Origin of the sequence: Pseudonocardia sp. HH130629-09 (genome assembly GCF_001294645.1) — a bacterium.
Taxonomy (GTDB): Bacteria; Actinomycetota; Actinomycetes; order Mycobacteriales; family Pseudonocardiaceae; genus Pseudonocardia.
Genome location: NZ_CP011868.1, coordinates 2,213,086 through 2,232,801 on the forward strand (window position 1 = coordinate 2,213,086; position 19,716 = coordinate 2,232,801).

Genomic DNA, 19,716 nt, shown 5'->3' on the forward strand with positions numbered 1-19,716 from the left:
GGGTGAGGGAATTCAACGCGACGGCAGTGCTGCCGCAAAGACCTGGCAGCAGATACGCGACTGCATGTCCCCGATGTCCGGTGTCGGCCCCGCCGATCGGGGAGTCCGGGATGCCGTCCGTCCGGCGGCCGCGGTCGCGGCCTGCGCTCAGCGCGGTCAGCGGGCCTCGGCGGCCGCGGCCTCGTCGCGCTCGGCGATGAGCTTGTCGTCCTTGCGGGCGGCGATCCGCGACACCTTGAACAGTGCCTTGCGCCGGGCCCGGCCCAGCGGCAGGGCGAGCCGGCCGATCCGCACGTCGATCGGGCGGACGTCGAACACCCCGGAGTCGCCCAGCTCGTCGAACAGCAGCTGCTGCTCCTCGGAGATCTGCTGCTCGAACTCCGAGGAGACCGAGCCGCGGGCGATCCGGAACGCGGCCAGGGTCTCGGGGACGCCGAGGAAGTCGCCGTACTGGAGCAGCCGCATCCAGAGGTCGAGATCCATGATGAAGCGCCGCTCCGGGCGCCACCCGCCCGCGGTGACGAACTGCTCGTGACGGAACAGCACGTTGCCCGGCTCGCCGATCGGGTTCGCCCCGTTGCGGATGACCCGCCGCGCGACCTCGCTGCCCGAGTGCAGCCCGACCAGGCCGCCGCCGAGGCCGCGGCGCGGGACGATGACCCGGCTCTGCTCGTCGATCATGTGCCGGCGAGAGGCCACCACCGACAGCGAGGGGTCGTCGCGCATCGGCGGCACCTGCAGCTCCAGGCAGCGCGGGTGCAGCAGGTCGTCGGCGCACACCAGCTTCACCAGTGGCGCACGGCACAGCTCGACGGCGCGGTTCCAGTTGTCGCCCTGCGGCAGGACCTGCCGGTTGCGCTCGACCCGGATCCGCGGGTCGCGGAGGGAGGTGGCGATCTCCCAGCTCGCGTCGGTGCTGCCGTTCTCCAGCACGACGAGCTCGAAGTCCCGCCAGGTCTGCTCCAGCACGCTGCGGATGGTCTCGGCGAGATAGGCCTCGCCGTTGTGGACCGGGATGCAGACGGACACGCTGGGCACAAAGCCGCCGGGCCTCATCGGGTACCTCGCAGGGGTGGAACGGATCGGACGAGCAGGCGGCGACCCACGCTACCCGCCCCGGTCGACGTGCCGGACGGCGGCGCGGACGTGCGACGTCCGAACGGGACCATCGGGACGGAACGGATACGTACCGTGATCATGGGCCGGGTATCCCGCCGCTCGCCGCCCGACGGTCACCGCTCGTCGGCCGGGGCCCCGCGAGGCGGTCCCGCGCCGCGGTGGTCCGGAGGGCATCCGTAGTATCCGTCGTCGTGTTCGCGTGGTCGGTCCACGCCGCGGCGACGGAGTTCGGGGGTCTTGCGCCGTCCGGGCGACACCCGATGCGGTGCGGCTCACGTAACGCGACCGACGGCACCGGAGATATCTCTGATGACCCCCCCGTTGTGGGGTAAAGGATCCGGTCGGATCGGCATCGTCGTCACGACCGGACACGCACTGCTCGCCAACCGCGCGCCAGGACCGATCGATTCGGGGGAGAGACCGGTGAACAAGCGCCCTGACCACGGACGACGTCGTCCTAGCCAACCGAGGGTGTCGGTGATCGTGCCGACCCGCAACGAAGCACGGAACCTCGAGGTGGTGCTGCCGGCCGTCGCGGCCGTGCGTCCCGCCGTGCACGAGGTCATCGTCGTCGACGGCGACTCCCGGGACGGCACCGTCGAGACCGCACGCCGTGTGCTGCCCGGCGTCCGGATCGTCCGCCAGACCCGCAAGGGCAAGGGCAATGCGATGGCCTGCGGGTTCGCCGCGGCCACCGGGGACGCGATCGTCATGTTCGACGCGGACGGCTCCGCCGACCCGCAGGAGATCCCGCGCTTCGTGGCCGCGCTCGTCGACGGCGCCGACTTCGCAAAGGGCAGCCGGTTCACCAAGGGCGGCGGCAGCGACGACATCACGCTGCTCCGCAAGGGTGGCAACGCCGGGCTGAACCTGATCGCGAACACGCTGTTCGGCACCCGCTACAGCGATCTCTGCTATGGCTACAACGCCTTCTGGGCCGACATCCTGCCGCTGCTGGACCTGCCCGCGGTCGACATGCCCCCACACCCGGACGGCGGGATGTACTGGGGCGACGGGTTCGAGATCGAGACGGTCCTGAACTGCCGCGTCGCCGCCGCCGGTCTGACGATCACCGAGGTCCCCTCGGTGGAGAAGGAGCGGATGTTCGGCGAGACGAACCTGCGCACCTTCGCCGACGGCACCCGCGTCCTGCGGACCCTCGCCGCCGAGCGGCGTCGCGCCGGTCGCGAGGACCGGCCCGCCGTCCCCGGCCCCGCGGCGGTCGCCCCGCCCGCCGGACACCCGGCGGCGCCCACTACCCCGCCCACGGGGCCGGTGCCGCCCACGACGCCGGACCGGACGGTCCCGCCGGCCCACCAGCGACGCCCGGCCCCGCGGCCGCGCGCCGACGCCCCGGCCCCGCAGCGCCGGCAGCAGCCGTCGCGACCGGCCCCGCAGCCGCAGCCCGGCACCGCCCAGCCCGGCCCGCCGCAGCCGGCCCCGTCGCCGGTCGCCCGCGAGCAGCGCCCCGTCGGCGCCGAGCGGGACGGGTCCGCCCGTCCCGAGCGGACCGGTGTGCGGTACGCATGGGGGGAAGAGGCGTCCTGAACGCCCCGGGACCGGATCGACCCGGTCCACGCCCCACCGGCACCCGTCCCACGGGGGACGTCGTGCCGGGAGAACCACCAGTGAAGAGGAGTGAGCCGCGGTGAGCGTGCAGTCCGCAGCAGAGCTGACCCGCGCGAGGACCGCGCGGCGGTACGTCGCGATCCTGCTCGTCCTCGCCGGCATCGTCGCCTGCGGACTGAACGTCGCCGGGGTCACCGGGGGCGCGTTGGGCGAGTTCCGGCTGCTGGTCACCATCGGCTTCCTGCTGCTCGGCCCAGGCTGGGCCGCCGCGGGATTCCTGCGCCGCGCGCCCGCCGCGCACGTCTGGCTGCTGACCCTCGGGGTCGGCACCGCCGTCACCCTGATCGGCGGCCAGCTCATGGTCAGCCTGGGGCTCTGGTACCCGAGCGTCGCCCTGTTCGCCGTCACGCTCCTGTCGGTCCCGTTCCTGCTGCGCCACGCCGTGGTGGCCCAGTGAGCGGGACCTTCCGGTGAGGCCGGTCGGGCCGGCGCATCCCCGCCCCGCCGCGGGGACGCCCGGTCCCGGCCCCGTCCCCGGACCGCACGCGAGGGGCGTCGACCCGGAAGCCCCGACCCAGCGTCTGTCCACGGCGCACGCCAGGGCGCACTCGCGCCGCAACGCCGAGCAGCACACCGAGTTCCTGCCCCCGCTGGTCGGGCTGCGCGGGCCCGGTGAGAACCCGCCGACCCCGCCGCCCACCCCATCACCCGGAGCGGGCGGCGGAGGCGGCGACGGCGACGGCGAGCAGGTCCCGGACCGCAACGGCGGCATCGGTGACGGCATCGCCCTGACCCTGTGCTCGGGCTTCGGCTCGGTCGCCGGGCTGCTCGGCGTGCTGATCGCGACCCGGATCATGCCGCAGTCCGAGGTGGGCCGGGCCTCGGAGTTCGTGTCGGCCTTCCAGCTGATCGGCGGCGTCGCCCAGCTCAACCTGGGGCTCGCGCTGCTGCGCTGGCTCCCCGGGGCCGGCCGCAAGTCGGTCCGGCTGACCTTCGGCTCGCTCCTGCTGATCATGCCGCTGTCCGGGCTGATCGGCCTGATCTACGGCACGCTCGTGCCCCGGGTCGCGGAGGCCGCCGGCGGCGGATCGTTCGGCTGGGGACTGGTCGTCCTGGTCCTGACCTGCGCCGGCTGGTGCGTGTTCGTCGTCCACGACTTCGTCATGGTCGCCATCGGGCGGCCGTGGGTGGCGGTGTGGCGCAACGGCACCTTCGCCGTGACCCGGATCGTGCTGCTGCTGGCGCTGGGCAGCACGCTCGCGTCCGAGGCGCTGGTGCTGTCCTGGGCGATCCCGGTCGTGCTGTGGATCGCGGCGGGCACCGTGCTGCTCTGGTTCATGGTGCGGCGCTTCGCCCGCGCCGGCGGGCCGGGCACGCTCCCGTCGCGCCCGGAGATGATCGCGTTCCTCGCGCCGACCGCGTTGGCGCAGTGCGGCAACGCGCTGCTCTACAACCAGGTCCCGTTGTTCGCGAACTTCCGGATGGGCAACGAGATCGGCGCGGTCTTCTTCATCTGCTGGCAGGCGGTGACCGTCATCGACCTGGCCGCGACGTTCTTCACCAACTCGCTGACCGTGCAGACCGCCCGGGAGCCGCACCGCGCCGAGGAGTTCGCCCGCGTCGCACGGCGCCGGATGCTCCTGCTGTTCGTCCCGGCGCTCGGACTCGGCGCGGCACTGGGCTACCCGGTGCTGTCGCTGCTCGGGGAGGGCTACGCGCCCGGCGCCCCGGCGCTGGCCGTGCTCATGGGCGGGCTGTTCTTCCGGCTGATCGTCGTGTTCGAGCTCGCCCGCCGCCAGGCCGACGGCGACGGGATGGGCTACGCGAAGATCCAGTTGCTCAACACCGGCCTGGTCGTGGCCTTCGCCGGTCTGGTCCCGCTGCCCGAGCCCGGGACCGCGTCGGTCAGCATGACCATGCTGCCGGTCGTCCTCGGCTACGTCGGCGCGCAGGTCCTCTGCGCGCTGGCACTCAGATTCGTCCCGGCGTGTGGAACCGCCGGAGCACACCGGAGGTGAAGTCGTGACGTCGGAGACCCGCCGGACGGGCGGCCCCGGCCCGTCAACCCGCGGCCACCGCGGCGAGGAGCCCGCCGTCGCGCGGACCCGCGTCGCGGAGGAGAGCGCGAGCGAGCGGACCCAGTTCGTCACGCCGCCGGGTCCGGACTCGCCGACCATGGCCGTCCGCGGCCCGGTCCCGCGCCCGCCCGGTGACGGTCCGCCGCCGCCTCCGCCGCCCGCCCCGGAGACCGCCGAGCCGCTGTCCCCGCTGTGGGTCTGGGGCGCCCCGGTCCTGGCCGTGCTCGCGGTGCTGCTGCTGCCCGTCGCCGCGGCGACGACCGACCTGTCCGACCTGGGCGGCTGGGGCCTGGCCCCGGCGCTGAGCCCGTTCGCGTGGGTGGCCCTGCTGCTCGCGATCGGGGCCTGCCTGGTCGAGCTGTGGTCGCGCCGGCCGCGGATCCCGATGCTGGGTGCCGCGACGGGTGTGCTGCTGCTGTGCTCCACCGGTCTGCCCTCGGTCGTGCAGCCCCAGGCCCGGTTCACCACTGCGTGGCTGATCTCCGGCTTCGTCGACGCCGTGGCCAGCAACAACGGTGTCCCGCCCACCGGTGTGGACGCCCGGTTCTTCTGGCCGGCGTTCTTCGCCCAGTGGGCGTGGATCCGCGACGCCGCGGGCGCCGACCAGCTCGACACGGTCCTGCGCTGGTACCCGCCCGCCGTCACCGCGGTGTGGGCGATCGGTGTCTACGCGCTCGCCCGCTCGATGCTCGGGGGCACCCGCGCACCGTGGGTGGCGGCCTGGCTGTTCATCGGCCTGAACTGGATCGAACAGGACTACTTCTCGCCGCAGGCGACCGCGATCGTGCTGCTGCTGACGGTGCTGACCTTCGCGCTCGGCCCCCTGGCCACCCGTCGCGTCGACAACGCAGGTGCCGCGGGCTGGCCACGGGCGCACCGTGGGGCACCACCGCTGCCACGGTGGCGGCGCTGGCTGGTGTCGGCGTTGACCCCGCCGAACACACCGACGCTGCCCGCCCGGCAGCTGCTGCTGATCTACTTCTGCGCGGCGCTGTGCGTGATCGCGGTGGCCCCGGCCCACCAGCTGACCCCGTTCGCCATCATCGGCCAGCTGGCCGTACTGGCGATCGTGGGCCGGTTCCGCGGCCGCGGGCTGGTGATCGTCGCGATCGCCGCGGTGGCGGTGTTCGTGCTGATCGGCGCCCGCGACTTCTGGATGAACCAGATCAGCATGATCATCGGCAGTGGCGACGAGGGCAGCGCGCTGCAGGCCGGCGTCGCCGACCGGTTCCAGGGCGACACGGGCCAGCTGGTGGGCAAGGGGCTCCGGGTCGTCATGACCGGCCTGACCTACGTCATCGGCTTCGCCGGTGCCTGGGTCTACTGGCGCCGCCGTCGCGACCTCGTGCCGATCCTGCTGGCGATCATCCCGATGGGCATGGCGGTCGTGCAGAGCTACGGCGGCGAGCTGCTCCTGCGCGTGCTGCTCTACGGCCTGCCGATCCTGTCGATCCTGGCCGTCGACGCGCTGCGGGCCTTCGCCCGGGTCGACCGCAAACGCGAACGGCTGCTCGCGGTGGGCATGGTGGTGGTCTTCGGTCTGCTGATCTTCATCCGCGGCGGCAACGAGGCCTACACCGACGTCACGACCGAGGACGTCCAGATGACCCGCAAGGCCTACGACGAGGCGCCGCCCGGCGCGACGGTGCAGCCGTTGTCGACGGTCGGGCCGTACGCCCTGGAGGGCGTCGGCGAGCACAACAACATGGCCTCGGGCGGTCAGGGCTGCGCGGTCCTCGCCGCGGACCCGTTCCGCTGCATCGACCAGGTCCAGCCGCAGACGCTGCTGTTCTATCCGGCGATCGAGAAGCAGGGCGTCGTCCTGAACGACCGCCAGCCGGGCTGGACGCTCGAGATCCGCAACCAGCTGATCGCGTCGGGCCAGTACCGCGCGACCTACGAGAGCGGCTTCGACGCGATCCTGGTGCGCAACGACCCGCCCCCGGCGCCGGGTGTCCCGGCACCGGCGACGGGCCCGGCCCCGGCGGCCGGCGGGGAGGTGCCGAACCCGTGAACGGATTCCTCCTGACCTGGCTCGCCTTCGGCCTGATGCTGGCGGTCTTCGCCGCCCGCGCCTGGGTGGTGGAGACCAGCCGTGGCCGGCTGGTCACCAGCGGGTCCGCGCAACGCGGACTCACCGCGGCCGCCGTCGCCTCAGTGGCACTGTTGATCGTGATGCTGACCCTCAACGGCGGTGTCGAGCTGGTCGAGCTCGTCTCGGGCGGTCAGGCCGACGTGACCCAGCCCGCCGAACCGGTGCCCGGGCAGGATGCGGCGGTCCCGATCCAGCCGCAGGCCCCGGCACCCGCTGCCCCCGCGGCCCCGGCCAACTGACCGGTCCGCGAACCACGAGGGCCCCGGCGCCGTACGGCGCCGGGGCCCTCGTCCGTGCGCGTGGTCAGCCGCTGTAGCCGATGGCCACGTACTTGGTCTCGAGGAACTCGTCGATGCCGATGGCGCCGCCCTCGCGACCCAGCCCGGACTCCTTCACCCCGCCGAACGGGGCTGCCGGGTTCGACACCAGCCCGGTGTTGAGCCCGATCATGCCGCTCTCGAGGTTCTCGGCGATGTGCAGCGCCCGGTTCAGGTCACGCGTGTACACGTAGTTGACCAGGCCGAACTCGGTCGCGTTGGCCGCGGCCAACGCCTCGTCGGCGGTGTCGACGACGGTGATCGGCGCGACCGGGCCGAAGATCTCCTCGTGGTTGAGTCGGGAGTCGACCGGCACGTCGGTGAGCACGGTCGGCGGGTAGAAGTAGCCCGGCCCGTCCTGGGCCTTCCCGCCGAGCGCGACCGAGGCGCCCGCGGCGACGGCGTCGGCGACCAGGTCGGTGACCTTGTCCCGGCTCTTGGCGTCGATCAGCGGGCCGACGTTCACGCCCTCCTCGGTGCCGCGACCGACTTTGAGCGCACCCATCCGTTCGGCGAGCTTGGCGGTGAACGCCTCGGCGACGCCGCGCTGGACGTAGAACCGGTTCGCCGCGGTGCAGGCCTCGCCCATGTTCCGCATCTTGGCGATCATGGCGCCCTCGACGGCGGCGTCGACGTCGGCGTCGTCGAGCACGATGAACGAGGCGTTGCCACCCAGCTCCAGCGACGAGCGCATGACCTTGTCCGCGGCCTGGGCCAGCAGCAGCTTCCCGACCGGGGTGGACCCGGTGAACGACATCTTCCGGGCGCGGCCGTCGCGCAGGATCGGCTCGATGACCGCGCCGGCGTCGGTGGCGTTGATGACGTTCAGGGCGCCGTCGGGCAGGCCCGCGTCGGCCAGCACCTGCGCGAACGCGAGCATCGTCAGCGGTGTCTGCGGTGCGGGCTTGATCACCGAGGCGCAGCCGGCGGCGACCGCCGGGGCGATCTTGCGGGTGCCCATGGCCAGCGGGAAGTTCCACGGGGTGACGAACACGCAGACCCCGACGGGCTGGCGGACGGTGAGGAAGCGGGTCTGGCCGTTCGGGGCGACCTGGTAGCCGCCGTCGATGCGCACGGCCTCCTCGGAGAACCAGCGGAGGAACTCCGAGGCGTAGGTGACCTCACCCTTGGCCTCGGCGAAGGGCTTGCCCATCTCCAGGGTCATGAGCAGGGCCAGGTCGTCGATCCGCTCGTGGAGCAGGTCGTAGGCGCGGCGCAGGATCTCGCTGCGCTCCCGTGGTGCCATCGCGGCGATCGTGGGCTGCGCGGCGTGCGCGGCGGCGAGGGCGTCCATGCCGTCGGCGGGGGAGGCGTCGGCGACCTCGGTCAGGACCTCTCCGGTGGACGGATCCTCGACCTTCGCGGTCGCACCGTTCTCCGCCTGCCGCCACTGGCCGCCGATGAACAGGCCGGTGGGGACGGCATCCAGCACCCTGCGCTCGTCAGCATTGGTGGTCATGCCCGGAACGTACCCCGGTGAGTCGGCCCATAGACACCGGCGGCGTCGGCGGGGCTGGGTCATGATGAGGCCCGTGGCAGTGACATCGACAGCGGCAGCGACGCTGCCCGAGCTCGTGCCCGACCCGGTCGAGCTCCCCGCCGGGCTGGCGGACCTGCGGGCCGAGGTCCGGTCCTTCCTCGATGAGGAGCGCGACGCCGATCGCTGGACCCCGCGTGCGGACGTGTGGCTCTCCGGCTGGGACGAGTCGTTCTCGCGGCGGCTGGGGGAGCGCGGCTGGCTCGGTATGACCATCCCCACCGAGTACGGCGGGCACGGCCGCACCGCGCTGGAGCGCTACGTCGTCACCGAGGAGCTGCTCGCCGCGGGCGCCCCGGTGGCCGCGCACTGGATCGCCGACCGCCAGATCGGGCCGTCGCTGCTGCGCCACGGCACCGAGGAGCAGCGTCGCGCGTTCCTGCCCGGCATCGCCCGCGGCGAGGTGTACTTCGGCATCGGCATGTCCGAACCGGACTCCGGCTCCGACCTGGCGTCGGTGCGGACCCGGGCGACCCGCGTCGACGGCGGGTGGCGGCTGTCGGGCACCAAGGTCTGGACCTCCGGCGCCCACCACGCGCACGCGTTCTTCGCGCTGGTGCGCACCGAGCCGCGCGACGACGCCCACCGGCACGCGGGCCTGTCCCAGTTCCTGGTCGAGCTGGACTCGCCCGGGGTGGAGATCCGCCCGATCCCGCTGCTCACCGGGGCGCACCACTTCAACGAGGTCCGCTTCGACGACGTGTTCATCCCGGACTCGCGGGTCTTCGGCGAGATCGGCAACGGCTGGGCCCAGGTCACCGGCGAGCTGGCGTTCGAGCGGTCCGGACCGGAGCGGTTCCTGTCGACCTACCCGCTGCTGTCGTCGCTGGTCGGAGAGCTGACCGCGGCGTCGGGCGGTGTCGACACCGGCACCCGGCGCCGGGTCGGGTCGCTGGTGTCGCGGCTGTGGACGCTGCGGGCCATGTCGCTGGCCGTCGCCGGGGCACTGGAGTCGGGTGAGGCGCCCGAGCTGGCCGCGGCCCTGGTCAAGGACCTCGGCACCCGCTTCGAGAATGAGATCGTCGACGCCGCCCGGCTGCTGGTCGACATCCCACCGGACCCCGGCGCGGAGTCCGGGTTCGCCCGGCTGCTCGCCGACGCCGTGCTGCACGCGCCCGGGTTCACCCTGCGCGGCGGTACCAACGAGGTCCTGCGCGGCATCGTCGCGCGGGGGATGGGACTGCGCTGATGGCCCGCAACAGCGACCTCGCCGACCTGGCCGCGTCGATCCTGGCCGCCGGGTCCGACGACCGCGAGGGCACCGGTCTGGACACGGCCGCCTGGAAGGCGTGCGCTGGGGCCGGGCTGACCTCGCTGACCGACCCGGAGACCGGCGGCACCCTCGACGACGCCGCCGTGCTGCTGGAGGTCGCCGGAGCGGCGGCGGCCCGGCTGCCGCTGGCCGAGACCGACCTGCTCGCCGGGTGGCTGGCCCGCGCTGCCGGGCTCGCCGCGCCGGACGGGCCGCTGGCCGCGGTCGTCACCGACGCGACCAGCGGGGACCGCCCGGCCGGTGCCGCCCGGGGCGCGCTCACCGGCGGCGGCACTCACGCCGGCACCGACGGCGGCACCGGCGGCGTCCCTGGCGGCGGCTCCGTGTCGGCGGAGCTGACCCGGGTGCCGTGGGGGCGCTCGCTCGCCGCGGTCGTCGTGCTCGACGGCGACCGGGTGCTCGTGCTCGACGCGGCCGCGGCGCGGGTCACCGAGGGCGTCAACCTCGCCGAGGAGCCCCGCGACGGTCTGACCCTCGACGCGGTCACCCCGACGGCCACCGGCACCGCCCCGGCCGGCGCGGCCGCGGAGCTGACCCTGCGGGCGGCGCTGGCACGATCGCTGCTGCTCGCCGGCGCGGCCCGCGGCGCGCTGGCCGCCTCGGTCGCCTACGCCGGGGAGCGCACCCAGTTCGGTCGCCCCATCGGCCGCTTCCAGGCGGTGCAGCAGATGCTCGCCGAGGCCGGGTCGGAGGTCGCCGCCGCCTCGGCCGCCTCCGCCGCGGCGACCTCGACCGCGCAGCGCGCGGGGTTCGCCGCCGCGGAGACCGCGTTCGCCGTCGCCGCGGCGAAGGCCCGCTGCTCGGAGGCGGCCACGGCCGTCGCCCGGATCTCCCACCAGGTGCACGGCGCGATCGGGTTCACCCGTGAGCACGCGTTGCGGCTGGTCACGACCCGGCTGTGGGCCTGGCGGGAGGAGGACGGCACCGAGGCGTACTGGAACGACCGGGTCGGTGCGGCCGCACTGGCCGCGGGCGCCGACGGCCTCTGGCCGCTGGTGACCGGGCGGCCCTGAGCCGGCCGGAACCCGGTGATCGTCACGGGTGAGGGGATCGGAGCCACATCCGGCACCGATCCCCTCACCCGTGACGATCACATCTTCCGGAAGTCCCAGCTGGTGATCTTCTCCGGGCGCAGCCGCAGCCAGGCGTGCCGGCCGTCGATCGCGACCTGCCCGCCGGAGTAGCGGTCGGCCATCGCCTGCTCGACCCGCTCCAGCTCGGGGTGCGGCTCCCCGGTGCGCGGGACCTCGCCGACGACCTCGACCGAGCCGCGCAGCTCGACCCCGCGCAGCTCGGAGTAGTCGTGCCCGGCGTCGACGACGACGGCGATCCGCGGGTCGCGCTGCAGGTCGGTCCAGCGCTGCGAGCGCGACAGCGAGGTCAGCCAGAGCGCCTCGCCGTCCCACACGTACCAGAGCGGGGTGGCGTGCGGGCCGTTCACGCCGTTGGTGGCGACCCGGCAGGTGCGCTCGGCGTCGAGGAACGCGGTGACCTCCTCCGGGGTCATGGCGATCCTCCGGGCGCGGCGCTGCGGCTTCGGTGCGGTCATGGGTCGAACCTAGATCAGGGGCCCGGCGCCCGGAGCGGTCCGGTCGGGCCGGTCCGGCCCCGGCGGGTCGTGGCCCCGCAGGTCGTGCCCCGGCGGTGGGGCGCGGCCCGGCCCGGGAGACGATCGCGGTGTGCCCGACACCCTGAGCCCCGGCCTGGAGCGGCTGCTCGCCACCGACCGTCCGACGCCGTACCTGGCGCTGGACCCCGTCGTCGTCGGGGAGCGGTACCGCGCGCTGGCCGCCGCGTTCGGCGACGCCCGCATCCTCTACGCCGTCAAGGCCTGCCCGGAACCCGCGGTGCTGCGCACCCTCGTCGCGGCCGGGGCCGGCTTCGACGTGGCCTCCCAGGCCGAGGTCGACCTGTGCCTGGCCGCCGGGGCGGACCCGGTGACCCTGCAACACGGCAACCCGGTGCGCGGCCCCGGTGCCGCCGCCCGGGCCGCCCGCGTCGGCGTCACCCGGTTCGTCACCGACAGCGCCGAGGACGTCGACGCCCTCGCCGCCGAGGTCCCCGGCGCCCGGGTGCAGGTCCGCCTCTCGGTCGACGACACCGGCTCGGCGACGCCGTTCCACGGCAAGTTCGGCGCGCCGCCCGACGCCGCCGTCGCACTGCTGGGCCGGGTCGCGGACCGCGGCCTGGTCGCGGCCGGGGTCACCTTCCACGCGGGCTCCCAGCAGACCCGCCCCGCCACCTACGCCGGGGCCGTCGCGCTCGCGCTGCGGGTCGCCGGGCGGGCCGGGCTGCGCCGACCCGAGCTGGACCTGGGCGGCGGCTGGCCGGTGGCCTACCGCACCGCCGTCGCCCCCGCACAGGACTACGCCGCGGCCGTGCGCAGCGCGGTGGCCGCCGCCGTCGCTGCCGGGCACGTGGACGACGCGACGCTGCTGCTCGAACCGGGCCGCGCGCTGGTCGCCCCGGCCGGAGTGCTGCGCGCCCGGGTGCTGCGGGTGTCCCGCCGCCCGGGGGTCGACCACCGTCGCTGGGTGTACCTCGACGTCGGCCGCTACCAGGGCCTGGCCGAGACCGAGGGCGAGGCGATCGCCTACCCGCTGCGCGTGCCCGGCCGCTCCGGCCCGTGCGGACCGGTCGTGGTCGCGGGCCCCACCTGCGACGGCGACGACGTCGTCTACCGCCGGACCCCGGTCGCGCTGCCGCTGGACCTGGCCGCGGGCGACGTCGTCGACCTGCTCGGGACCGGCGCCTACACCTCCAGCTACGCCTCGGTCGGGTTCAACGGCTTCGGACCGCTGGACGTGGTCGTCGAGGAGGAGGGGGCGGCGTTCCCACATCGCGGTTAACGTGTCCGGACGTGTCATCTTCCACCTCGCCCACCATGTCCGTGCCCGCCACCGCTGCCGGAGAACTGCATCCGGGCACCGGGCTGGGGACGGGCGCGCCCGCACTGCCCAGCACCTCGTCGCCGGTCGGCAGGCACGTCCTGGCCGAGCTCGGCGGCATCGCCCCCGAGATGCTCGACGACTGCGCCCGCCTGCGCAGCGACCTGACCGCCGCGCTGACCGAGGCCGGTGCCCAGGTCCGCCAGGTGGTCGTCGAACGGTTCGAACCGCAGGGAGCGACCGTCGTCGCGGTCCTGGCCGAGTCGCACGCCTCGATCCACACCTGGCCCGAGCACGGCGGCATGCACGTCGACGTGTTCACCTGCGGTGAGAGCGCCGACCCGGTCGACGCCGTGCGCCGCCTCGCCGACCGCGTCGGCGCGACCGACACCGCGCTGCAGGTCGTCGACCGCGGCGGCGCCCCGCGCACGGTCACCGAACCCCTCTCGCCCGGCCTGACCCGGCGCTGGGACCTCGGCCGGGTCCACCACGTCGCGGACACCGGCTTCCAGCACGTCGTCGTCGCCGACACCGCCCACGGCGTCACCCTCTTCTGCGACGACGAGCGCCAGTCCACCGAGCACACCCAGCTCACCTACCACGAGGCACTGGTGTGGCCGGGTGCCCTGCTCGCCCGCGAGCTGGACCGGGTGCTGATCATCGGTTCCTCGGAGGGCGTCGCGTCGGAGATGGCGGTCGCGGCCGGCGCGAGCCGGGTCGACCACGTCGACATCGACGCCGAGGCCGTCCGGATCTGCGCCGAGCACCTGCCCTACGGCTACACCCCCGAGTCCCTGGCCGCGGCCGAGCGCGGCGAGGGCCCGGTGCACCTGACCTATGGCGACGGGCGGCAGTTCGTCCTGGACGCGCGTGAGGACTGGGACCTGGTGATCGTCGACCTGCCCGACGAGCGCCCCGACGAGCCCGACGCCCAGATCAACCGGCTCTACGAGGAGGAGTTCGTCCGGGCCTGCGCACAGCGGCTCACCCCCGGCGGGGTCCTGGTGTTCCAGGCGGGCAGCCCGGCCGTGTGGCGGGACGCGACGCTGCGCTCGGCTTGGCAGCAGCGCTTCGCCGCGGTGTTCGGCGAGACCGGCGGTCGCGGGGTCTACATCGGGTGCGAGGAGCACGAGTGGGCCTTCCTCGCCGGCGTCCGCGAGCCGATGGCCGACCCCGGCGCGGTGGCCGCCGAGCGGCTCGCGTCGATGCCGTCGCGGCCCGAGCTGTGGGACGCGACCGCGCTGCGGCACCGCCTGGTCGCGCCGTTGTCGCTGCGCAGGCTCACCGACTGAGCGAGCCCCGTCCACGGTGCGTGACGGGCCGGGCGGTCCCGGCCCGTCACGTGCGCCGAACGGGGCGTAACCGGTCCGCGACGATGATCGTTGGTCGGTCAGGACCGGCGTGCCCACGCCGGCGACGTCCGACCGGAGGTCCGAGAACCCGTGCGCCGTCCCCGTCCGTCCCGGTGGCTCGCCGTGGCGAGCATGACCCTGCTGAGCTCGGCCGGGATGAGCACCCTCGCGCCCGCGCAGGCGGAGGCGCCGACCACGTTCGCCGAGACCACGCTGTCCGCGCGCAACCTCGACTCCGCCCCGGTCGGGCGCTTCGTCGCCCTCGGCGACTCCTACGCCGCGGGCCCGCTGGTCCCGGTGCAGCAGGGCACGCCGTCGGGCTGCCAGCGCTCGAGCCAGAACTACCCCTCGGTGCTCGCCCGCTCCGCCGGCATCGGCCGGTTCACCGACGTGTCCTGCAGCGGTGCGACGACCGAGGACATGACGGCCCCTCAGGAGGTGAAGGCCGGCCCGAACCCGCCGCAGCTCGACGCCCTCGACGGGTCCGAGTCGCTGGTCACCCTGACCATCGGCGGCAACGACATCGGGTTCTCCGGGATCATCAGCGAGTGCGTGCGCCGCTCCTCGGCGAACCTGTTCGGCGCGGCCTGCAAGGACTTCTTCACCGCGGGCGGCACCGACCAGCTCGCCGAGCGGATCGACGGCACCGAGTCGAAGGTCTCCGACGTGCTCGAGCAGATCCGCGAGCGGTCGCCCGCCGCGCGGGTCGCCGTCGTCGGGTACCCGTCGATCCTCCCGGACACCGGTCCCGGCTGCTACCCGGTCATGCCGTTCAGCGCGGGCGACACCGCCTACCTGCGCGAGACCGAGAAGAAGCTCAACGCGATGCTGGCCGGCGCCGCGCGCGACGCCGGGGTGGACTACGTCGACACCTACACCCCGACCATCGGCCACGACGCCTGCACGCTGCCCGGCGTGAAGTGGGTCGAGGGCCTGGTCCCGACCTCGCCGGCCGCCCCGGTGCACCCGAACGCCCAGGGCATGCGCGCGATGGCCGCCGCCGCGGGCGACGTGCTCGGCATCCCGGTCGCCCGGCCGGCCTCGCAGCCGGTCCCGGGGGCGACGAACCCGGTGCCGACCGAGCCGCTGCCGCCGCAGGCCCCCACCGCGGGCTGACCCCCGGACCGGCCGCCGCGGTGCGTGTCAGACTCGCACCGTGACGGGGACGGTCGAGCGCGGACGGCGCATGCCGGTGCCGGCCCGGTGGGGCGAGCTGCGGACGTGGGCGGCCGCGGTCGACCCCGGCCACACGCGGCTGCACCTGGCCTCGGTCGCGACGGCGGCGATGCTGCTCGCCGCGGTGCTGGCTAGCGTGCTGCGCGCGCTGACCGGGCAGCCGGTCACGATCGTGCTGTTCTCCGTGGTGCTGGCGATGATCAGCAACCTGGCGGTGAACGAGAACGACCTGCGACGGCGGCGGGTCACCACCGCCCTGATGGTGCTGCCCGCCGCGGCGTCGGCGACGGTGTCCGCGCTGCTGTCGACGAACCGGGTCGCGGCCGACGTCGTGTTCGTCCTGGTCATGGTCGTCGCCGTCGCGGTCCGGCGGTACGGGCCGCGCGGGGTCGCGCTGGGCATGGCGGCGTTCATGCCGTTCTTCTTCGTGCAGTTCCTGCACGCCGGCCCCGCCGAGCTTCCGTACCTGCTGGCCGGCGTGGTGATCGGCATCGGCAGCACCTTCCTGCTGCGCTGCCTGGTGTTCACCCGCCGCTCCGAGGCCGTGCTGGACGCGCTGTTCCGGGCGTTCGAGGCGCGGCTGCACGCGCTGCTGCTCACCGCCGTCGAGGCGGTGGAGACCACCGAGGGCGAGCCCGACCTCGACCCGCTGGTGCGCGCCCAGGCCCGGCTCAACGAGACCGCGCTGCTGGTGACCGACCGGCTCGACGACACCGATCCCGACCCCGACCCCGACACTGACACCGCCACCGGGACCGACACCCCGACCGAGACCGCCGCCACCGCGGGACCCGCCGCCGGCCTGCGGCAGTGGATCATCGACTCCGAGCTGGCCGCCGAACGGGTCGCGATGTCGGTCCGCCGGTCGGTCGAGCACCACGACCCGATCCCCGACGACGACCGCGCCGCGCTGGCCGAGGGAGTGCGGGCCCTCGCCGCGGCCACCGCCGTCGGGACACCCGGCGCGATCGCCGCCCGCCTCTACGACGGCGCCCGGTCCGCCGTCGCCGAGATCGTGGACCGGCCGTCCGGGGTCGGGCCCGCCGCTCGTGAGCAGCGCATCGGGTTCGCCGTCGTCCGGCTCGCCGACGCGATGCAGACCACCGTCGAGCAGGCCCGGCTGCGGATCGCCGAGCACCACGACACCGACCGGGCGACCGCGGGCGGCGACCCCGCCCCGCCCGGCGACACCGTTCCCTCCGGTGCCCCTGCTCCCTCCGATGAGACCGTTTCCTCCGGTGAGACCGGTGGTGACACCCCGGCGGGCCGGGACCGGTTCGAGGGGCTCGCGCTGCACACCCGCCAGGCGGTGCAGGTCGGCGTCGCCACCAGTCTCGCGATCGTGGTCGGCGAGCTCATCTCACCGGCCCGCTGGTACTGGGCGGTGATCGCCGCGTTCGTGGTGTTCGCCGGCACCGCCAGCCGCGGCGACGTCCTGAGCCGCGGCTGGGCCCGCGCGGTGGGCACCGCGGGCGGCGTCGTGGCCGGGATGCTGCTGGCGCTGCTGGTGGGCGGCAACGTCGTCGCCAGCCTCGCGCTGCTGTTCGTCTGCGTGTTCCTCGCCCTGTACCTGGTGCGGATCTCGCAGGCGATGATGGCGTTCTGGATCACCGCGGTGCTGGCCCTGCTCTACGGCGTGATCGGCCAGTTCAGCGTGCAGACCCTGGTCCTGCGGGTGGAGGAGACCGTCGTCGGGGGCGCGCTGGGCATGCTCGCCGCCTACCTGATCCTGCCCACCCGCTCGCGCACGGCCTTCGCCGAGGCCCTCGACGACGCCCTCACCGCGGTCGACGTCTCCCTGCGCACCTCGGTCGACGCGGCACTGGGCCGCCCCGGAGCCGGTGACCCGCTGGAGCGGGCCCGCGCCGTCGACGCCGCGGTGGCCACCGTGCGGACCCGCGCGGTGCCGCTGGAACACCCCGTCGCCCGCAGGCCGCTGCGCCGTGGGGTGCACCACACCGTCCGCGTCGTCGGCGCCATCGACCACTACACCCGCCAGCTCGCCGCCCAGGCCGCGACCGCGTCGGCGCCCGGCTGGGCCGCGACGCTGGAGCCCGCGGCCGAGCGGGTCCGCGCGGACCTCGACGGCCTGCGCCGCATCCTCGACGACGGCTGGGGCCCCGCCGACCGGCGCGAGCACCCGCCCGGCGCGAGCCCCGCCGACTACGGCGTCGGCTCCGCGGAGGAGCTGCTCGACGCCGCCGAGGCCGACGCTGCGTCGCGGGCCGTGGTCGGCCCCGGGACCGAGCGGACGCGGCGGCTGGCCGCGGCGCGGATGCTGCGCCGGATCGACCAGCTCGTGGTCGGGCTGGCCCGGGAGCTGTGCGGACAGAGCTGGAGCGAGCCCGCGCCCGCCGGGCGCGGCGCCGGTCACGCGGACGGGTCCGGCGCGTCGACCGCGGGTTAGGGTCCGGCCCGTGATCTCCGTGAGCACCCACGACGACGTCGGTCTGATCGAGCTGAACCGCCCCGAGCGCCGCAACGCCCTGGACATCGCGACCTGTCGGCAGCTGGTCGACGCTGCCGCCGAGGTCCGCGCGGCCGGCGCGCGGGCGGTCGTCGTCGCCGGGAACGGGTCGGCGTTCTGCTCCGGCGCCGACTTCGGCGAGGTCTACACCGACGAGTTCCTCGACGCGCTCTACACCGGCCTGCACGCGGTCGCCGACCTTCCGATGCCGACCGTCGCCGCGGTGACCGGGCCCGCGATCGGCGGCGGGCTGCAGCTGGCCCTGGCCTGCGACCTGCGGGTCGCCGCCCCGGAGGCGGTGTTCGGGCTCCCGACCGCGCGGCTCGGGCTGGCCGTGGACCCGTGGACGATCGAGCGGCTGGTGCAGATCGCCGGCGGCGGGACGGCCCGCAGCCTGCTACTGGCCTGCGCCACGGTCGACGCCGCCACCGCGCACGCCCGCGGCCTCGCCGACACCCTCGGCGACCGCGACGCAGCACTCGCCCTCGCCCGTGACATCGCGACCATGGCCCCGCTCACCCTGGCCTACAACAAGCGTGCGGTGAACGCGTTCGGCCGTGGCGGGCACACCGACCCGGCCGTCGTCGACGGGCTCGCCGCGGACTTCCGCGGCTGCTGGGCCGCCGAGGACATCGCCGAGGGCCGCGCCGCCCGCACCGAGAAGCGCGTCCCGGTGTTCCGGGGCCGCTGACCGGCGCCACCGACCGTCCGGCGCGCCTCGCGTACCGCCGATCGGGGGTATGCGATGCACTCGTTCAGTCCAAGATCGTGATCAACTACGGTTCGAGCACGACCGGTCGCGCTGTGCAGCCGGTCGGTCCGGGCGGGCCGAGCCCGCCAGACCCGACGGAGGAGCGGACGGATGCGGGCACGGGGACGGAGCCGGATCGTCGGGCTCCTCGTGGCGGGTGTCGCACTGAGCGGTGCCCTCGCCGGGCTCGTGGTGGGCCCCGCCCTCGCCGAGCCGTCGGAGCAGCCCGACCCTACGGACCGGCAGTTCGCGACGGGCTCGCTCGTCGCCGGGACGCCGTGCACCTCCTCGGCGCGCGCCTGTGTGGACCTCGCGAGCCGCTCCACCTGGCTGATCGAGGCGGGCCAGGTCGTCGCCGGGCCGGTCGCGATGCGCCCGGGCGACCCGGAGGCCCCCACGCCGACCGGCACCTTCGCCGTGCAGTGGAAGGCCGAGCAGTGGACCAGCCGGGAGCGGCTGACCCAGATGCCGTGGTCGGTGTTCTTCGCCCAGGGCGGGATCGCCTTCCACCAGGGCGACCTCTCGACCCCGTCGGCCGGGTGCGTCAAGCTCGGCGAGTCCGATGCGCGCCAGTGGTTCGAGAACCTGCAGGTCGGCGACCAGGTGCAGATCCACTGACGACACACCCGGGTGTGAGCCATCTCCCGCGGGGGTTCTACGCGCAGTAGAAAGGTTCGCGTAGGATGACCTACGTGACGAGTCTGGGCGAGTTGGAGCGGGCGGTCATGAACGTCCTCTGGGAGTCGGACCGGGACATGACGGCCCGTGAGGTGCAGGATCAGCTCGCCGACCGCGACCTGGCCACGACGACCGTGCTCACCGTCCTCGGTCGGCTCGAGCGCAAGCAGCTGGTCCGGCGCATCCGCGACGGCCGCGCCCACCACTACCGCCCGGTGGCCAGCCGGGAGGACCACGTGGCCGAGCTGATGACCGACGCGCTCGACGACGCGTCCGACCGCGGTGCCGCCCTCGCGCGGTTCCTCGGTTCGATGTCGGAGGAGGAGCGGTCGCGCCTGCGTGACCTGCTCGGCTGAGGGCCGGACGGTCGAGGATCCTGTCCGGTCGCGGGGGTGATGCGGCGCCGCGGCGCGCCC

17 protein-coding genes are annotated in these 19,716 nt (G+C 74.6%); 14 read left to right on the forward strand and 3 right to left on the reverse strand.

The genetic code is table 11. The features are described from left to right. Positions 1-156: 156 nt before the first annotated feature. Positions 157-1,038 (reverse strand): glycosyltransferase family 2 protein, encoded by an 882-nt coding sequence (locus tag XF36_RS10170; RefSeq protein ID WP_064485406.1) that lies wholly within the window; start codon positions 1,036-1,038, stop codon positions 157-159. Between the two features lie 558 nt (positions 1,039-1,596). On the opposite strand from XF36_RS10170, the gene XF36_RS10175 reads away from it, so the two are divergent. From XF36_RS10175 to XF36_RS31480, 5 genes are all read left to right on the forward strand, one after another. Beyond that, the gene (locus XF36_RS10175) at positions 1,597-2,667 is read left to right on the forward strand and encodes a glycosyltransferase family 2 protein (protein WP_238589203.1); all 1,071 of its coding nucleotides are present in this window, start codon (positions 1,597-1,599) and stop codon (positions 2,665-2,667) included. Between the two features lie 100 nt (positions 2,668-2,767). After that, positions 2,768-3,145 (forward strand): hypothetical protein, encoded by a 378-nt coding sequence (locus XF36_RS10180; RefSeq protein WP_060711815.1) that lies wholly within the window; start codon positions 2,768-2,770, stop codon positions 3,143-3,145. 13 nt (positions 3,146-3,158) lie between these two features. Further along, the gene (locus XF36_RS10185; RefSeq protein WP_060711816.1) at positions 3,159-4,706 is read left to right on the forward strand and encodes a lipopolysaccharide biosynthesis protein; all 1,548 of its coding nucleotides are present in this window, start codon (positions 3,159-3,161) and stop codon (positions 4,704-4,706) included. Positions 4,707-4,710: 4 nt separating this feature from the next. Beyond that, entirely contained in the window at positions 4,711-6,780 is a 2,070-nt protein-coding gene (locus XF36_RS10190) for a hypothetical protein (protein WP_145981324.1), read from the forward strand. Further along, a complete protein-coding gene (locus XF36_RS31480; protein WP_060711818.1) occupies positions 6,777-7,100 on the forward strand; it encodes a hypothetical protein in 324 nt (107 codons plus the stop codon). The genes XF36_RS10190 and XF36_RS31480 overlap by 4 nt, the downstream gene beginning before the upstream one ends. A 64-nt stretch (positions 7,101-7,164) precedes the next feature. Here the strand turns inward: XF36_RS31480 and XF36_RS10200 are convergent, their stop codons facing one another. After that, entirely contained in the window at positions 7,165-8,637 is a 1,473-nt protein-coding gene (locus tag XF36_RS10200) for an NAD-dependent succinate-semialdehyde dehydrogenase (protein ID WP_060711819.1), read from the reverse strand. Between the two features lie 79 nt (positions 8,638-8,716). Here XF36_RS10200 and XF36_RS10205 point away from each other — a divergent pair, with 79 nt between their 5' ends. Together XF36_RS10205 and XF36_RS10210 are read left to right on the forward strand one after the other, a co-directional pair. Continuing rightward, on the forward strand, positions 8,717-9,904 hold the full coding sequence (locus XF36_RS10205) for an acyl-CoA dehydrogenase family protein (protein ID WP_349675550.1): 1,188 nt from the start codon (positions 8,717-8,719) through the stop codon (positions 9,902-9,904). Beyond that, positions 9,904-11,001, forward strand: a complete 1,098-nt coding sequence (locus XF36_RS10210) for an acyl-CoA dehydrogenase family protein (protein ID WP_060711820.1) — start codon at positions 9,904-9,906, stop codon at positions 10,999-11,001. The genes XF36_RS10205 and XF36_RS10210 overlap by 1 nt, the downstream gene beginning before the upstream one ends. Before the next feature lie 77 nt (positions 11,002-11,078). Here the strand turns inward: XF36_RS10210 and XF36_RS10215 are convergent, their stop codons facing one another. Further along, positions 11,079-11,537 carry a pyridoxamine 5'-phosphate oxidase family protein gene (locus XF36_RS10215; protein WP_060711821.1) on the reverse strand — a complete coding sequence of 153 codons (459 nt, stop codon included), beginning with the start codon at positions 11,535-11,537 and terminating at the stop codon, positions 11,079-11,081. Positions 11,538-11,667: 130 nt separating this feature from the next. Between XF36_RS10215 and XF36_RS10220 the strand changes: the two genes are divergently transcribed. The 7 genes from XF36_RS10220 to XF36_RS10250 all read left to right on the forward strand — a co-directional run bounded on the left by XF36_RS10220 (position 11,668) and on the right by XF36_RS10250 (position 19,656). Next, on the forward strand, positions 11,668-12,837 hold the full coding sequence (locus XF36_RS10220) for a type III PLP-dependent enzyme (protein ID WP_238589204.1): 1,170 nt from the start codon (positions 11,668-11,670) through the stop codon (positions 12,835-12,837). A gap of 41 nt (positions 12,838-12,878) precedes the next feature. Beyond that, positions 12,879-14,168: an adenosylmethionine decarboxylase gene (gene speD, locus XF36_RS10225; RefSeq protein ID WP_238589205.1), complete on the forward strand. Its 1,290-nt coding sequence runs from the start codon at positions 12,879-12,881 to the stop codon at positions 14,166-14,168. Between the two features lie 192 nt (positions 14,169-14,360). After that, complete coding sequence (locus tag XF36_RS10230) at positions 14,361-15,344, forward strand: SGNH/GDSL hydrolase family protein (protein WP_082375801.1); 984 nt, start codon at positions 14,361-14,363, stop codon at positions 15,342-15,344. 40 nt (positions 15,345-15,384) lie between these two features. Beyond that, the gene (locus XF36_RS10235) at positions 15,385-17,811 is read left to right on the forward strand and encodes an FUSC family protein (protein ID WP_145981325.1); all 2,427 of its coding nucleotides are present in this window, start codon (positions 15,385-15,387) and stop codon (positions 17,809-17,811) included. 10 nt (positions 17,812-17,821) lie between these two features. Further along, positions 17,822-18,562, forward strand: a complete 741-nt coding sequence (locus XF36_RS10240) for an enoyl-CoA hydratase (protein ID WP_020622660.1) — start codon at positions 17,822-17,824, stop codon at positions 18,560-18,562. Between the two features lie 171 nt (positions 18,563-18,733). Continuing rightward, complete coding sequence (locus XF36_RS10245; RefSeq protein WP_060711823.1) at positions 18,734-19,240, forward strand: L,D-transpeptidase; 507 nt, start codon at positions 18,734-18,736, stop codon at positions 19,238-19,240. 74 nt (positions 19,241-19,314) lie between these two features. Further along, the gene (locus XF36_RS10250; protein WP_139318712.1) at positions 19,315-19,656 is read left to right on the forward strand and encodes a BlaI/MecI/CopY family transcriptional regulator; all 342 of its coding nucleotides are present in this window, start codon (positions 19,315-19,317) and stop codon (positions 19,654-19,656) included. Positions 19,657-19,716: the final 60 nt, after the last annotated feature.

Bases quoted from the DNA above. Each gene is read 5' to 3' on its own strand.
- XF36_RS10230 (WP_082375801.1), top strand. From the start codon at position 14,361: ATGACCCTGCTGAGCTCGGCCGGGATGAGCACCCTCGCGCCCGCGCAG.
- XF36_RS10245 (WP_060711823.1), top strand. From the start codon at position 18,734: ATGCGGGCACGGGGACGGAGCCGGATCGTCGGGCTCCTCGTGGCGGGT.
- XF36_RS10210 (WP_060711820.1), top strand. From the start codon at position 9,904: ATGGCCCGCAACAGCGACCTCGCCGACCTGGCCGCGTCGATCCTGGCC.
- XF36_RS10200 (WP_060711819.1), bottom strand. From the start codon at position 8,637: ATGACCACCAATGCTGACGAGCGCAGGGTGCTGGATGCCGTCCCCACC.
- XF36_RS10215 (WP_060711821.1), bottom strand. From the start codon at position 11,537: ATGACCGCACCGAAGCCGCAGCGCCGCGCCCGGAGGATCGCCATGACC.